This is a genomic window from Paraburkholderia polaris (assembly GCF_012927345.1).
Lineage (GTDB): Bacteria > Pseudomonadota > Gammaproteobacteria > Burkholderiales > Burkholderiaceae > Paraburkholderia > Paraburkholderia polaris.
This window is the reverse complement of record NZ_JABBGJ010000029.1, coordinates 126,467-140,546: the sequence shown is the minus strand read 5'-3', so window position 1 is coordinate 140,546 and position 14,080 is coordinate 126,467. Positions and strand designations below refer to the sequence as shown.

General features: G+C 61.8%; 14 protein-coding genes, 1 other RNA gene and 1 riboswitch. Of the genes, 9 read left to right on the top strand and 6 right to left on the bottom strand.

Translation table 11 applies throughout. From position 1 onward, the window contains the following. On the bottom strand, positions 1–698 hold a 698-nt coding region (locus tag HHL24_RS25840; RefSeq protein WP_206003014.1), incomplete at its 3' end, for a dihydroxy-acid dehydratase domain-containing protein. Positions 699–913: 215 nt separating this feature from the next. Between HHL24_RS25840 and HHL24_RS25835 the strand changes: the two genes are divergently transcribed. Together HHL24_RS25835 and lgt are read left to right on the top strand one after the other, a co-directional pair. Beyond that, the gene (locus HHL24_RS25835; protein ID WP_169488180.1) at positions 914–1,897 is read left to right on the top strand and encodes a LysR family transcriptional regulator; all 984 of its coding nucleotides are present in this window, start codon (positions 914–916) and stop codon (positions 1,895–1,897) included. 131 nt (positions 1,898–2,028) lie between these two features. Beyond that, entirely contained in the window at positions 2,029–2,934 is a 906-nt protein-coding gene (gene lgt, locus HHL24_RS25830) for a prolipoprotein diacylglyceryl transferase (RefSeq protein WP_169488179.1), read from the top strand. Positions 2,935–3,121: 187 nt separating this feature from the next. On the opposite strand, the gene HHL24_RS25825 is transcribed toward lgt, so the two are convergent. The 5 genes from HHL24_RS25825 to HHL24_RS25805 all read right to left on the bottom strand — a co-directional run bounded on the left by HHL24_RS25825 (position 3,122) and on the right by HHL24_RS25805 (position 5,562). Beyond that, the gene (locus tag HHL24_RS25825) at positions 3,122–3,853 is read right to left on the bottom strand and encodes an SIMPL domain-containing protein (protein WP_169488178.1); all 732 of its coding nucleotides are present in this window, start codon (positions 3,851–3,853) and stop codon (positions 3,122–3,124) included. A gap of 195 nt (positions 3,854–4,048) precedes the next feature. Further along, positions 4,049–4,507, bottom strand: coding sequence for an EVE domain-containing protein (locus HHL24_RS25820; RefSeq protein ID WP_169488177.1), 459 nt, complete (start codon positions 4,505–4,507; stop codon positions 4,049–4,051). A gap of 95 nt (positions 4,508–4,602) precedes the next feature. Beyond that, positions 4,603–4,784, bottom strand: a non-coding RNA gene (ssrS, locus tag HHL24_RS25815) — 6S RNA. 110 nt (positions 4,785–4,894) lie between these two features. Continuing rightward, positions 4,895–5,209: a cell division protein ZapA gene (locus tag HHL24_RS25810; protein WP_007175941.1), complete on the bottom strand. Its 315-nt coding sequence runs from the start codon at positions 5,207–5,209 to the stop codon at positions 4,895–4,897. After that, positions 5,206–5,562 (bottom strand): ATPase, encoded by a 357-nt coding sequence (locus HHL24_RS25805; protein WP_169488176.1) that lies wholly within the window; start codon positions 5,560–5,562, stop codon positions 5,206–5,208. The genes HHL24_RS25810 and HHL24_RS25805 overlap by 4 nt, the downstream gene beginning before the upstream one ends. Before the next feature lie 207 nt (positions 5,563–5,769). Further along, positions 5,770–6,026: riboswitch (cobalamin riboswitch) on the top strand. 91 nt (positions 6,027–6,117) lie between these two features. Between HHL24_RS25805 and HHL24_RS25800 the strand changes: the two genes are divergently transcribed. From HHL24_RS25800 to HHL24_RS25770, 7 genes are all read left to right on the top strand, one after another. Then, complete coding sequence (locus tag HHL24_RS25800) at positions 6,118–8,016, top strand: TonB-dependent receptor domain-containing protein (RefSeq protein WP_169488175.1); 1,899 nt, start codon at positions 6,118–6,120, stop codon at positions 8,014–8,016. A 27-nt stretch (positions 8,017–8,043) separates the two neighbouring features. Beyond that, a complete protein-coding gene (locus tag HHL24_RS25795; RefSeq protein ID WP_169488174.1) occupies positions 8,044–9,099 on the top strand; it encodes a FecCD family ABC transporter permease in 1,056 nt (351 codons plus the stop codon). After that, positions 9,096–9,935: an ABC transporter ATP-binding protein gene (locus HHL24_RS25790; RefSeq protein WP_169488173.1), complete on the top strand. Its 840-nt coding sequence runs from the start codon at positions 9,096–9,098 to the stop codon at positions 9,933–9,935. Before HHL24_RS25795 ends, HHL24_RS25790 begins: the two co-directional genes overlap by 4 nt. A gap of 37 nt (positions 9,936–9,972) precedes the next feature. Then, positions 9,973–11,043 carry a nicotinate-nucleotide--dimethylbenzimidazole phosphoribosyltransferase gene (cobT, locus tag HHL24_RS25785; protein WP_169488172.1) on the top strand — a complete coding sequence of 357 codons (1,071 nt, stop codon included), beginning with the start codon at positions 9,973–9,975 and terminating at the stop codon, positions 11,041–11,043. 63 nt (positions 11,044–11,106) lie between these two features. Further along, the gene (locus HHL24_RS25780; protein WP_169488171.1) at positions 11,107–11,883 is read left to right on the top strand and encodes an adenosylcobinamide-GDP ribazoletransferase; all 777 of its coding nucleotides are present in this window, start codon (positions 11,107–11,109) and stop codon (positions 11,881–11,883) included. Beyond that, entirely contained in the window at positions 11,868–12,458 is a 591-nt protein-coding gene (gene cobC / locus HHL24_RS25775) for an alpha-ribazole phosphatase (protein WP_169488170.1), read from the top strand. The genes HHL24_RS25780 and cobC overlap by 16 nt, the downstream gene beginning before the upstream one ends. 206 nt (positions 12,459–12,664) lie before the next feature. After that, entirely contained in the window at positions 12,665–14,080 is a 1,416-nt protein-coding gene (locus HHL24_RS25770; protein WP_169488169.1) for a Fic family protein, read from the top strand.

The window sequence follows — 14,080 nt, the reverse complement described above, 5'->3', positions numbered from 1 at the left end:
GCTGCCGAGTCGACCTTTTCCTGGTCGGGGTTCGCCATCGTCGACGAATACAGCAGCGACATGCCCAGTGCTTCGAACGACGAGCTCATGGTGTTGGCGGTGTACATGCCGCCGCACGAACCCGTGGACGGGCATGCGTTCTTTTCGATCCCGTCGAAATCTTCCTGCGACATCCGGCCGGCCGTGAACTCGCCCACGGCTTCGAACGACGACACGATGGTCAGGTCGGTGCCTTTCCAGTTGCCCGGACGGATCGTGCCGCCATACACGTAAATGCTCGGCACGTTGGTGCGCAACATACCGATCATGCCGCCCGGCATGTTCTTGTCGCAGCCGCCGATCACGACCACGCCGTCCATCCACTGGCCCTGCACGCACGTCTCGATACAGTCGGCGATGACTTCGCGCGACACCAGCGAGTACTTCATGCCTTCGGTGCCCATCGACATGCCGTCCGAGATCGTCGGCGTGCCGAAGATCTGCGGATTTGCGTCGGCGCCCTTGACCGCGGCGACCGCTGCGTCGGCCAGACGCTGCAGGCCGGCGTTGCACGGCGTGATGGTCGAGTGGCCGTTGGCGATGCCGATCATCGGCTTGTCGAAGTCGTCCTTCTGATAGCCGAGTGCGTAGTACATCGAGCGGTTCGGTGAGCGGGCCACGCCTTGCGTGATGTTCTTCGAACGACGGTTGTATGCCATGGGGAACTCCAATCTGTTTTGTTTTGATCTGAGCTGCGTGTTCGAGGCTCAGGTGTTGCCGCAGAGGCCGCACCTATGCTGCCAATGCGCCGCCGGCGGGTTCGGCCAGCGCGTCAGTTCAGTTTAGTTCCGGCGCGTCGCGCAAGGATGCAGTTTTGCGAAGCGCGTGTCCAATATATTATTCGGGCTCGATTGGGTCGTAAAATGTATTAATCATGCTGCCTGCCATTCCTGACCTGCGCCAATTGCGCTATTTCGTGACCGTCGCCGAAGAAAAACATTTCGGGCGAGCGGCCGCGCGCCTTTCCATGACGCAGCCGCCGTTGTCGCAAGCGATTCGGGCGCTGGAGGAGACACTAGGCGTCGAGTTGTTCGCGCGCACCAAGCGCTCGGTTGAACTCACGCCTGTGGGCGCCGATCTGCTGCCTGAAGTTCAGCGCCTGCTGGCGAGCGCCGAGGGCCTGCGACCGCTGGCGCAGAGCCTCGCGCGAGGCGAAGCCGGGGTGTTGTCGCTGGCCTTCGTCTCGACGGCCGATTACGGCCTGCTGCCGTCGCTGCTTCGCGATTTCGGCGCACGCCATCCACGGGTGCGCCTCGAACTGACCGAAGCCACCAGCGACGTGCAGGTCGACGAACTGGTGGCCGGGCGCATCGATGCGGGCCTCGTGATCGCCCCGCTACCGTCGCGCCACGCCGCTCAGCTCTCGTGGCTGCCGATCGCCCGCGAACCGCTGGTGATCGCGATGTCGACGGAAATGGCGGCACGCGTGGGCAGCGCCGCGGGGTCTAACGCCGACCCGCACGCCGAGTGGCTGGACACGCCGATCAGCCTGCGCGACGTCGCCGACGCACCGCTCGTGATCTTCCCAAGACGTTTGGCGCCAGGCTTTTATGACATCATTATGGATTGCTACGGCGTGGCGGGCCTTGCACCCCGGGTCGGCCAGGAGGCGATCCAGATGCAGACAATCGTGAGCCTCGTGTCGGCCGGAATGGGCGTCGCACTGGTGCCGCAATCGTTGCGTAACCTGCGCCGCACCGGCGTCGTGTACCGGCCGCTCTCCGAATCGGTGCCGGCGATCGAGACGGGGCTGGTCTGGCGCACGGCGGAGGTGAGTCCGGTGTTGGCGGGCTTCATCGAGATCGTGCGAGCGCATGCGGCCACCGTCGAGGCGCAGTTCGCGGCACCCCGTGTTTAGGCTCGACGCTGCCGCGAACGCATTGCAAACCGAACCGTCCAACGCATGCGCCGCAGGGTGTGCAAACTGCCCGCTGCTACTTGAGTCGACTAGAAATCCGCTTCTGAACCTGAACTGCCCATAACAACACGATGCTCATTCACCCGAATTTCGACCCCGTTGCCATTCATCTGGGGCCGCTCGCTGTGCGCTGGTATGGACTGATGTACCTCGTTGCGTTCATCGCGGCGATCGTCGTCGGCCGGCTGCGGCTGCGTTTGCCGTACGTCGCCGCGCAAGGCTGGACCGCTAAAGATATCGACGACATGCTGTTTTACGGCGTGCTCGGTACGATTCTTGGCGGCCGGCTCGGCTACGTGCTGTTCTACAAGGCGAGCTTTTACTTCGCGCATCCGCTCGACATCTTCAAGGTGTGGGAAGGCGGCATGTCGTTTCACGGCGGCTTCCTCGGCGTGACGCTGGCAATGGTGCTGTTCGCGTACCAGCGCAAACGTTCGTGGCTGCAGGTCACCGATTTCGTTGCGCCGATGGTGCCAACGGGGCTCGCGGCAGGGCGTCTCGGCAACTTTATCAACGGTGAGTTGTGGGGCCGTGTGACCGATCCGTCGGCACCGTGGGCGATGCTGTTTCCAGGCGCCGCGCCGGACGACGCCGCATGGCTCACCGCGCATCCGCAACTGGCCGCGCAATGGCATCTGAACGAAGTGTTCGCGCAATATCACATGCTGCCACGTCATCCGTCGGAGCTGTATGAGATTGCGCTCGAAGGCGTGGCGCTGTTTTTCGTGCTGTTCTTCTTCTCGCGCAAACCGAAGCCGCTGGGTGCGATTTCCGCAGTGTTCCTGATCGGCTACGGACTTGCGCGCTTCACGGTGGAATTCGCGCGTGAGCCGGACGACTTCCTTGGCTTGCTTGCAATGGGCCTCTCAATGGGCCAATGGCTCTCGCTGCCGATGATCCTCGTGGGCATCGGCATTCTGGTGTGGTCCTATCGCCGTGCGCGGCGTGAATCGGCGCAGGCTGTCGGCGCGAACTGAGCGCTCCGGTTTATCGTACCGGAGCGGTATCGTCGAGGCGTCGCGAACCGGCGCGGTCGGTTAGTCGGTTAGCACTAACTGAGCGCTACGTTTTGTCGTAGTGATCAGCCAATAAAAAAGCCACGGCATGCCGTGGCTTTTTTCCTTTACAGCGGTACTTCACGCTTAAATCGCGCTGTAGGCCGCGTTACTTCATCTGCACCGAGCCCGACACGTTGACCGTCACGGTCGACGTACCGCCTTCGAGCGGTACCGGCGCGGATGCCTTCGCATCGGCGCTCATTGCGCGCGCGCTCATCATCATCATCGGACGCGGCATGACGCCGTTGTGCCCGACGTTGACCTCACGAATCGAATAGCCGTTGTAGCCGAACGCCTGCGCCGACGAAGCGGCTTGCTCACGGAACGACTTGATGGCTTCACCGGTGAGCTTCTGCTCCGCGGTACGCTGCGCTTCAGGCGACAGTGAGAACTGCACGTTGCCGACCTGCATGATCGATGCCATCTGGCCTGCGAGTTTCGACGCCGCGGCGAAGTCGTGCGATTCGAGCACAACTTCGGTACGGCCGCGCCATGCGGAAATGCGGCCGTCACGATCGGTGGACGGGTAGATCGAGAAGGAACCGGTGCGAGCCGTTACACCATTGACACCCTTGGCTTTTTGTAGCGCGGCGTCGGCGCGCTGATTCAGCGTGGAGGTGAGCGCGGACGGATCGCTCGCTTCCTGTTCGTAGAACAGCGTGATATCGACGACGTCTTGCGGTACTTCCGCGCTTGCCTGTGCATTCAGCGACAGCACGCCCGCGGGCTGATACTGTGTCACGCCCTGCGCGCGGGCCACAGCCGGCGTCAGCGCGAGCGCGGCAGGGGCGGCGCATACGAGAGCGAGAGCGAGTGCACGTGCGGTGTTTTTCGTCATTGTTGGACTCCTTGCTTGAACAGGTTGTGCACGATTGGAGCGAACGCCATGCAATGGCACAACGTTTGCGAGTCTGTTAGGCGCTTGTAACCTGAGCTTGGTTCCCTAATTTGACGTTTGCTCAACGTTGGGCTTCATCCACGCGCAGATTTACGCATGACTTAAGCAACAACGTTCACATGTGCGTATGCAACGTCAAACAAGACGTTTGGTGATGAAGCGCCATTCGGCTTCGGTCACCGGTGTGATCGACAGGCGGTTGCCTCTGGCGAGCACGCGCATGTCCTTCAATTCCTCATGCTCGCGCAGCGCAGCAAGCGGAATCAACGGGATCTTTTTCTTGAACACGACGTCGACGAGTAGCCAGCGCGGCGTTTCTTGCGACGACTTGGGGTCGTAGTAGGGGCTCTTCTTGTCGAATTGAGTCGGATCCGGATAGGCGATGGACGATACCTCCGCGAGTCCCGCGATGCCCGGCTCAGGGCAACTCGAGTGATAGAACAGCACACCGTCGCCGACCTGCATCACGTCGCGCATGAAGTTGCGTGCCTGATAGTTGCGCACGCCAGTCCACGGCAGCGTGTGTTGCGGTGCGTGGGCGAGATGGTCGATGCTCGCTTCGTCCGGTTCGGACTTCATTAGCCAGTAGCGCATGAATCGAAGTGAACGGTAAAGGTTTGAGAATACAGAAGAAAAATCGAGGCCCAAAGAAAAACGGCACCGAACCGAAGTCCGATGCCGTTTTGAATAAGGTCCCCGCCTTAGCCGCTAGGCCGGCATCCTGAACCGGGGGTTCAGAATTGGTCGCAGTTAGCAGCACTTCGGGTACATCAGACAGAGTGACGCGCACACCCGTGCTACAAATTTCCACAACCGTGCACATGGCATTGGTTCAAGGAATATATGACCTTGGCGAACCAGGCAGGGAGGTCAAACCGATTGAACTCAATCGTTTGCATGAGTCTTTGCCCATGCATTCCGCTTGAATTCGCAGCCGATCTCAGGACCGGCTACTTAAAACTGTTCGAGACTGCTAGGCACTTACTGCATGCTGTACTGCTGAATCACAGTACCCAGTTGTTCGTTCATTTGATGCATTGTACGCCGGATTTCTTCTGCGGGAAATGCTTCTCCGTGTCGCACGCTACTTTGCAGCTTAAGCAGTTCCGATGCCAGCGACAGCGCAGCCATGACGGCAATGCGATCCGTGCCGCGCACGTTGCTGTTATTGCGGATCTTCGACATCTCGGCGTCGACGCGTGCCACCGCTTCAAGCAGCGCGCCTTCAGTTTCCGGCGAGCAGGCGAGGCGATAGGGCACGCCGAGAATCGATACTTCGATCTGCTTGGTGGTCATGCATTTTCTCCATGGCGGGTGACGTCGCTCTCCGCTTCGACCTCATGCGGTGCGGTCTCGAGCAGATCGAGCTGATTGTCCGGCTCGCTATTCGCACGAGCCCGCGGCAGCTTTTCGAGGATCGCATTCAGGCGTACCTGTGCGTCGTCGATCTTTGCCGACAGCGCGTCGCGTTCCGCCTGCAGTGCATCGCGCTCCTCGCGCATCAACGCGAGTTCAGTGCGCGTGGTCTCTGCTTCGGCACGCGTTTGGGCGAGCTGATCTTCGAGCGCGAGCCGCGCTTCATTGTGGCGTTGGCTGATCGAGATCAGCTTGCCGATATTCTGTGAAAGTGTTTCGAGTTCGGTGAGCATCTGCTGCGTCCTCTAAAGACATCGCATTTTAGCGCGGAATGTCGCAGGTTCCGACAATTGTCTCGTTTCGAGACGTAACAACATCGCTTTGTGCAGGCTTTTAGCGACCATATGATGAAAAGCAACACGCGCATCGGACAATAACCCGCACTTAACAGAACAGATTGCACGCGGATTGACCATTCTTGACGGACCCGAGGGCCGCTCCTAAACTTGCCGCACTCTGGTGCCCGCGCGCGCTTTTCCACAGTGCGCGCAGTTAAACGGGAAGCAGGGCGCGCGTCTCGCCTGAATGCGCGAACCTGCGCTGCCCCCGCAACGGTAAGCGACCGCATACGTCATGCAGGTCGATCCTGATCGCGTGTTTGAAGCTCAACATGCGAGTGTGCCACTGCGCGTCACGCGTGGGAAGGCGGGATCGATGTGTCGCCAGCCCGGATACCGGCCAGAGGGAGAGGGTCGTCCCCACGCAAACGTAAAACAGCGCGGGCGCCTCGTTACGCATCGGCCCGCGGGGAAGCAGGCCGAGCACGCTATCCACAGGAATGTCATCCCATGCTGTCCCCCATCGCTCGCGCGGCGTTGCTCGCCTTTGCGAGCCTGCCGCTCGTCGTGCATGCGCAAGCTGCTGCTTCTTCTTCGTCTGCGTCTTCATCTTCTTCCGCCGATACGGACGCTGCCGGTTCGTCACCCACGGTGTTGTCGCCCGTTGTAGTCACCGCGGAGCGTGGGCCGCAACCGCTCGCCGATGCGATCCCGCAGACCACGCTATTCGACCAGCAGGACATCGCGGATACAACCGCGACCGATTTGCCCGGTCTGCTGCAATTCGCGCCCGGCGCGCAGATTTCGCGTACCGGTGGCCCGGGTTCGACGGCGAGTCTGTTTCTGCGCGGCGCATCGTCGACGCAATCACTTTTGCTGATCGACGGCGTGCGGGTCGATTCGGTGAGCCTGGGCGCGCCGCAACTCGCGCAGATTCCGCTCGACCAGATCGATCACGTCGAAGTGGTGAACGGCAACGTGTCCGCGCTTTATGGCTCGGGCGCAATTGGCGGCGTAGTGCAGGTTTTCACTAAAGACGGCGGCGACCATCCGCCGCGTTTCAATTTTTCGGTGGGCTATGGCAGCTATCACACACAGACGCAGCAGATGGGCGTGAACGGCGCACTGGATAAAGACGGCAACACCACCTTCAGCATTTCACTCGCGCGCTCGAAAGACGACGGCTTCTCGTCGCTCAATCCGGCACAGGCGCCCAACGCGAATCCGAACGCGAACGGCTATCTGAACGAAAGCATCTCGGCTTCGCTGCGCCACAAGTTCAACGACAAGTGGGACGCGGGCGTCACGTATCTGCAGTCGAACGGCAATAACAGCTACGACAACGCATACGGTGTGCCGACCGATCTGAACAACCTGTACTCTAAAGTGCGCCAGGTGTCGGTGTTCGCGAACGGCAAGCTGACCGACTGGTGGACCACGCACTTCATCGTTGCCGAAGGCGACGACCGCAGCGTGTCGAATACCAACGGCATCTACAACGGCCGCTTCGACACCGACAATCGCCAGTACACCTGGCAGAACGATTTCGCGCTCGCCGCGCAGCAGAAATTGCAGGTCGGCTATGAGCATCTGGATCAGAGCCTCGACTCGGATACGTTTGCGGCGCCCGACCGGCATGTGGATTCGGGCTTTGTCGGTTATACGGGGCGATTCGGGCGCAATCAGATTCAGGCCAACGTGCGGCGCGATCAGTATTCCGATTTCGGCGGGGCGAACAGTTACTATCTCGGCTACGGCTTCGACATCACCGAGCATTGGAAGGCGACTGCAAGCTATTCGGATTCGTTCCGCGCGCCGAGCTTCGACGATCTGTACTATCCGATCAGCGGCAATCCGTCGATCCAGCCGGAGCGCAGCCATTCGATCGAAGCAGCGTTGCAGTACGCCTCGAATGCGCTTGGTGTGATGCGTCTGAGTGCGTTCCAGACACGTTATTCGAATCTGATCGACTACCCGCAGGTCTCGCCCGGTATTTATCTGGCCGAGAACGTCGGGCGTGCGAAGGTGCAGGGGCTCGAAGGGTCGTGGAGCGGCCATGTGGGCAAGACAGATATACGCGCGTCGGTGACACTGCAAAATTCTGTCGACCTCGATAGCGATACCGATCTCGTGCGGCGTGCACGGCGCTTCGCGTCGCTGGCGGTGAATCGCAGCATCGCCGGGTGGCGTGTCGGGGGCGAGTGGATCGTCAGCGGCGCCCGTGAAGATAGCAGCGGCACGCTGGGCGGCTACGGTGTGGTCAATCTGTCGGCACGCTACAACATCACGAAGGCGTGGTACGTCGCCGCGCAGATCCAGAACCTGTTGAACAAGGACTATGAAACGGCCTACTCGTATAACTCGCCGCGGCGCGGTGCGTATGTCACGGTTGGTTGGCAGCAGCAGTGACGAACGTGCTTGCATGAGAACGCGTCGATGAACCGCAGCTCGAGCCCGATGCCCACGACCACGATGCGCGTGATGAGCGCGAAGCGCGCGGCCGCGATCTGGCTCGCGCTCGCGGGAATCGCACTCGCTGTGCTGATGGCGTCGCTCGCGCTTGGCAGCGTGTCGCTCGCACCCGCACGCGTGTTGGCGGCGCTGCTGCCGTCGCACGCATCGCATGTCGAGTCCGCCGATCTTGCCGGCGAGATCGTGCGCACGCTGCGTTTGCCGCGTGCGCTGGCCGGCTTCGCGTGCGGCGCGTTGCTTGCGCTCGCCGGCGCGCTGCTGCAAGTGCTGTTGCGCAACCCGTTGGCCGAGCCCTACGTATTAGGGGTGTCGGGCGGCGCGGCGACTTTTGCGCTGGTCGCGATGATCGCCGGTTGCGCATGGTGGATCGTCGATGCCAGCGCGTTCGCCGGTGCCTTCGTGTCGATCCTGCTGGTGCTCGGCCTCGCACGCCGCGAGTTGTGGCGGGGCGAGCCGCAGGATACGTCGCCGCGTTTGCTGTTGACCGGCGCGGTGATCGCGGCCGGTTGGGGCGCCGTTATTACCTTGCTGCTCAACCTCGCGCCGGACAATCGGCTGCGCGGCATGTTGTTCTGGCTGACCGGTGATCTGAACGGCGGCACGCTGCCATGGACGGCGCTCGCCGCGCTCGTCGTCGTGCTGTTGGCGATCGTTCCCGTTGCGCCGCGGCTGAATGTGCTGCTGCGAGGCGACGCCGCCGCGCAGGCGCTCGGTGTGGCTGTCATGCCGCTGCGCTTGCGCGTGTATCTGGTGGCGTCGCTGGCGGCTGCTGCGGCGGTGACCACGGCGGGCACCATCGGTTTTGTCGGCCTCGTGGTGCCACATATGCTGCGGCTCGCGTTCGGCAACGATCAGCGCATGCTGCTGCCCGCTGCGGCGCTCGGCGGCGGTGTCGCGGTCATGGGCGCGGACCTGATCGCGCGTACCGTGATCGCGCCGGCGCAATTGCCGGTCGGCGTGATCACGTCGATCGTCGGCGTGCCGGTGTTTCTGTGGATGCTGTTGCGCAGGCGCCGATGATGAACGCACACAACGCCCCGCATTCGGCGCTCAGCGCGCAACGCCTGACCTTGCGTGTGGGCATGCGCACCTTGCTCGACGCGTTCACGCATACGTTTTACGCGGGCGAGATCTGGTGTATCGCCGGGCCGAACGGCGCGGGCAAGACGACCTTGCTGTCCACGCTCGCGGGTCTGGCGCAGCCGTCGGCGGGCCATGTCGAACTCGACGGCGTGCGTCTCGCCGACTGGCAGCCGTTGCCGCTTGCGCAGCGTCGCGCGCTGATGCCGCAAAGCGCAGCGGACGCTTTCAGCGCGAGCGTGCTCGACATCGTGATGCTGAACCGCTTTCCACATCTGACCGGTTGGGGGTGGGAGGGCGAGGCTGATCGTGCTGCCGCGCATGCCGCGTTGGATGGTTTGGGCCTCGCTGCATTCGCCGCGCGCGACGTACTGTCGCTTTCGGGCGGCGAACGTCAACGCGTGGCATTGGCGGCGGTATTGTGTCAGGAGGCGCCGTTGTTGCTGCTCGACGAACCGCTCTCGCATCTGGATCTGCACCACCAGATCGACTGTCTTGAAGCGCTGACGGCCTGGACGCGCGAGCCTCGGCGTACAGTGATGTTTTCGTGCCACGATTTGAACCTCGCGCGCCGCTTCGCGACGCATGCGCTGCTGCTCGACGGCAACGGCGGCGCGTATGCCGGACCGGTGCACGACGTGCTGACGCCCACGCTGACGAGCCGCGCGTTCGGCTATCCATTGATTCTGATTCGCGACGGCGAGCATGAGGCGCTGATTCCCGCGCCGCGCTCGCGTCACGAATCGCCTGCAGTTCATGACACACCGGCAGCCTAAGCACTTTATTAAAACACTCTCTCTTTTAGAAACGTCTATGACTTCTTTGCCAGGTTTGCCGGGATTGTCGGGATTGACCGAAGTCGAATCGCTCGATCAAACGCTGCGTGCCGAACTGCAACACATCATCGATACCAAGACCAAGCCGCCCGGCAGTCTTGGGCGGCTCGAGACGCTCGCGCGCCAGATGGGGTTGATCCAGCGTACGACACATCCCACGGTCGCACGTCCGGCGATGATCGTGTTCGCCGGCGACCACGGCATTGCACAGGAAGGCGTGAGCCCTTATCCGCAAGCGGTGACCGCGCAAATGGTCGCTAACTTTCTCGCGGGCGGCGCGGCGATCAATGCCTTGAGCCGCGTCTCCGGCGTCGAGCTCGAAGTGGTCAACTCAGGCATTGCAACGCCGCTGCCTTCCACTGACGGTCTCATCGATATTCCGGTCGCGGCCGGCACGCGCAACTTCGCGCACGAACCCGCGATGACGCACGAACAGGCGCTTGCCGCGATGCAGGCGGGCGCGGCTCGCGTGCGGCATCACGCGGCGCTCGGCACTAATGTGATCGGCTTCGGCGAAATGGGCATTGCGAATACGTCCTCGGCGGCGTGTCTGATGAGCCGCCTGTGCGGTGTGCCGATCGACGAATGCGTCGGACGGGGTACGGGTCTCGACAATGCCGGGCTTGCGAAGAAGCGCAACATACTTGCGTCGGCACTCGCACATCACGCCGTTTCGAACGATCCGCTCACCGTGCTCGCCACCTTCGGCGGCTTCGAAATCGCCATGATGACGGGCGCATACCTCGCTGCCGCGCAAGCGCGTATGACGATCCTTGTCGACGGTTTCATCGCGACCTCGGCATTGCTGGTGGCCGATGCGTTCGCACCGAAGGTGCGCGAGTATTGCGTGTTCGCGCATGCGTCGAACGAGGCGGGGCATCGGCGCATGCTCGATCATTTCGGCGCGCTGCCATTGCTCTCGCTCGATATGCGTCTTGGCGAAGGCACCGGCGCGGTGCTCGCGGTGCCGCTGCTGCGCGCGGCGGTGGCGTTCGTCAACGAAATGGCGAGCTTTGAATCGGCCGGTGTTGCGAATCGCGATGCGTAGTCTGTCATACGCTGCGTCGTTATACGAAGCGCCGTCATACAGAAGCGCGCGTGCGGCTCACCCATGAACCCGCTCGCGGAACTGCGTTATTTCTTCACTGCGCTCGGCTATTTCACGCGCGTGCCGGTGCCGCGTTGGGTCGGCTATGAACCGCACTATCTGAATGCGGCGGCGCGTTATTTTCCGCTCGTCGGTCTATTGATCGGCGGATTGAGCGCGCTGGTTTATCTCGCGGCGTTGCATGTTTTTCCAGCGGGCGTGGCGGTGCTGCTGTCGATGGCTGCGTCGCTGCTGGTCACCGGCGCATTTCACGAAGACGGACTCGCTGATTGCGTCGATGCGTTCGGTGGCGCCTATACGCGCGAGGACGTGTTGCGCATCATGCATGACTCACGCATCGGCGCTTTTGGCGCCATCGCGCTCGTGATCGCGCTAGCACTGAAGTGGCAAACGCTCGCCGCGTTACCGCCGATGCGCGCCGCAAGTCTGATGATTGCAGCGCATGCGGCAAGCCGCGTGTTTGCAATCAGCTATCTGGCCACGCTCGACTATGTGCGAGCCGAAGGCAAAGCCAAACCGGTCGCACAACGTTTGGGCGGTCCCGCGTTGCTCTGCGCAGCGGTGTTCGGTTTGCCGTTGTTGCTCTGGCCGAACGGGCCCGGTCTGCCGGATTGGCGCTTCGCTGGCGCGACATTCGTCGTGCTCGCGGTGCTGCGGTTTGGCATGGGCCGTTACTTCGTCAGACGTATTGGCGGTTACACCGGCGACTGCCTCGGCTTCGCACAACAGATTTTTGAATTGAGCATCTATCTGCTGGGGCTTGCATGGATATCGTCCTGATCCGTCATCCCGCCGTCGCGCTCGATGCTGGCGTGTGCTACGGCCAGAGCGATGTCGCGCTTGTCGAGGATGCTGAAGTGTCCTCAACCGCGCTTGCGTTGAAACTCGCGACTTTGCAGGTGCCGCCGCCGCGCGTGTTCATGTCGAGTCCGTTGATGCGTTGCTCGGCGCTCGCCGCCGCGATGGCGAACGATTTCGGCTGCGCGCTCAGCCATGACGATCGTCTGCAGGAAATGAACTTCGGCGATTGGGAGCAGCAGCGCTGGGACGCGATCGATCGTGAGTTGCTCGACGACTGGGCGGCCAACTTCGAGCACGCGCGTGCGCACGGCGGCGAGAGCGTCGCGCAATTCGTCGCGCGGGTGCGGGCGTGGTTCGACGCGTTCGCGCAGACGCGCGAGTTGTCGCCGGCGTATGTGGTCACGCATGCCGGTGTCATGCGGGTGATCGCTTCGTTGGTGCTCGACGTGCCGCTGGAACGCTGTCTGCGCTGGTCGTTGGAGATGACGGGCATTGTCTGGCTGCGCAGGGATGAGGCGGGGCAGCAGTGGTCGTTGGTGAGGTGGAATGCGTGAGGGGTTGGGGCTTGGTGCCTCCAGCCCCGAATTGCGTCAGTCTTAGGCTTATTCGTGACACTTTTTCAGTAAATTTGTCGCAAAAAAATAATCGCGACACTTTTTGACGTGAAAAGTGTCGCGATTAACTCGACTTGTGCCACAATGTCAGAGAAAAGTGGCGCGATTAGGGTTTATCGCGCCACATAGGCATGAGGGTGGCGCGCATGAACAGTAGTGGCATCAAGCAGGAATTGGATCTGATCGAGCAGATCATCGCTGCAAGCGCCGAGGGGCGGGGCGTTCGTGCGCTTGCATCTGCACTTGCCGCGCGCCGCCATCCCATGCAGCGCCGCACGCTGCAACGTCGTCTCGACGTGTTGCTCGAAGCTGGCCGGATCATCTCGGAAGGGGCCGGCCGGGCAGTGGCCTACAAACAGGCTGCCGTTCCCGGCGCGGCTGTTTTCCCCGCACAGGTTATCGCTGGCGCAAGCACTTCCGGCGAGGCCTACGTGCCCGTATCGAGTGCGGGTCTCGAGGTGCGCGCGGAAGTGAACAGGCCGCTGCACGAGCGCCGCCCGGTCGGCTATAACCGTACGTTTCTCGAACGCTATCGTCCGAATCAGGACGCGTATCTATCGCAAGCGCAGCGTGAGCGCATGCATGAATGGGGCCGCACGTCGGCGGATGTGCGACCGGCCGGCACTTACGCGCGCGACATCATGAGCCGGCTTCTGATCGATTTGTCGTGGGCGTCGTCGCGGCTCGAGGGCAATACCTACACGCGGCTCGACACTGTCCGGTTGATCGAGCAAGGGCACATTGCGGAAGGCAAGGACGCTCAGGAAACGCAGATGATCCTGAATCACAAGGCCGCGATCGAAATGATTGTCGAGAGCGCGGACGAAGTGGGCTTCAATCGATTCACCGTGCTGAATCTTCACGCGATTCTTTCCGACAACCTGATGTCCGACCCGTTCGCCAGCGGTCGTTTGCGCGTGCGCGAAGTGGAGATCAGCGGCACTGTATTTTTTCCGCTCGCCGTGCCGCAGCAGATTGCGGAATGCTTCGAGACGGTTTTAAACAAGGCCGCCCAAATCGACGACCCCTTCGAGCAGGCTTTCTTCAGCATGGTGCACCTGCCGTATCTGCAGCCGTTCGAAGACGTCAACAAACGGGTCTCGCGTCTGACCGCGAATATTCCGCTGATCCGGCAGAATCTGTGTCCGCTGTCGTTCATCGACGTTCCCGAAAAAGCCTACGTGGACGGTACGCTTGGTGTGTACGAGGCCAATCGCGTCGAGTTGTTGCGCGACGTTTTCATCTGGGCGTACGAGCGCTCGTGTCAGCGTTATCTGGCGATTCGACAATCCATCGGCGAGCCGGACGCGTTCCGCCTCAAGTATCGCAATGCGTTGATAGAGGTGGTGCAGGAGGTGATTCGCGGCGGCTTTGCCGGCACGCGTGGCGAGATCGAAACGCTCGCACAGAATCTGGTGCCTGCGGGCGATATGTTCTCGTTCGTCGACGCGATCCAGTCCGATCTCGATCACCTCTACCTTGGCAATGTCGCGCGTTACCGTTTGCGGCTTTCTGAATTCGAGCGCTGGCCGTTCAAGCGCTCCGAGACAGTCTCACGCTAA

What these genes read in the sequence shown, in the direction of transcription:
- HHL24_RS25770 (WP_169488169.1), top strand. Translation starts at nt 12,665, where the DNA reads ATGAACAGTAGTGGCATCAAGCAGGAATTGGATCTGATCGAGCAGATC.
- HHL24_RS25790 (WP_169488173.1), top strand. Translation starts at nt 9,096, where the DNA reads ATGATGAACGCACACAACGCCCCGCATTCGGCGCTCAGCGCGCAACGC.
- cobT (WP_169488172.1), top strand. Translation starts at nt 9,973, where the DNA reads ATGACTTCTTTGCCAGGTTTGCCGGGATTGTCGGGATTGACCGAAGTC.
- HHL24_RS25810 (WP_007175941.1), bottom strand. Translation starts at nt 5,209, where the DNA reads ATGACCACCAAGCAGATCGAAGTATCGATTCTCGGCGTGCCCTATCGC.
- lgt (WP_169488179.1), top strand. Translation starts at nt 2,029, where the DNA reads ATGCTCATTCACCCGAATTTCGACCCCGTTGCCATTCATCTGGGGCCG.
- HHL24_RS25805 (WP_169488176.1), bottom strand. Translation starts at nt 5,562, where the DNA reads ATGCTCACCGAACTCGAAACACTTTCACAGAATATCGGCAAGCTGATC.
- HHL24_RS25800 (WP_169488175.1), top strand. Translation starts at nt 6,118, where the DNA reads ATGCTGTCCCCCATCGCTCGCGCGGCGTTGCTCGCCTTTGCGAGCCTG.
- HHL24_RS25780 (WP_169488171.1), top strand. Translation starts at nt 11,107, where the DNA reads ATGAACCCGCTCGCGGAACTGCGTTATTTCTTCACTGCGCTCGGCTAT.
- HHL24_RS25820 (WP_169488177.1), bottom strand. Translation starts at nt 4,507, where the DNA reads ATGCGCTACTGGCTAATGAAGTCCGAACCGGACGAAGCGAGCATCGAC.
- HHL24_RS25795 (WP_169488174.1), top strand. Translation starts at nt 8,044, where the DNA reads ATGAACCGCAGCTCGAGCCCGATGCCCACGACCACGATGCGCGTGATG.
- HHL24_RS25835 (WP_169488180.1), top strand. Translation starts at nt 914, where the DNA reads ATGCTGCCTGCCATTCCTGACCTGCGCCAATTGCGCTATTTCGTGACC.
- cobC (WP_169488170.1), top strand. Translation starts at nt 11,868, where the DNA reads ATGGATATCGTCCTGATCCGTCATCCCGCCGTCGCGCTCGATGCTGGC.
- HHL24_RS25825 (WP_169488178.1), bottom strand. Translation starts at nt 3,853, where the DNA reads ATGACGAAAAACACCGCACGTGCACTCGCTCTCGCTCTCGTATGCGCC.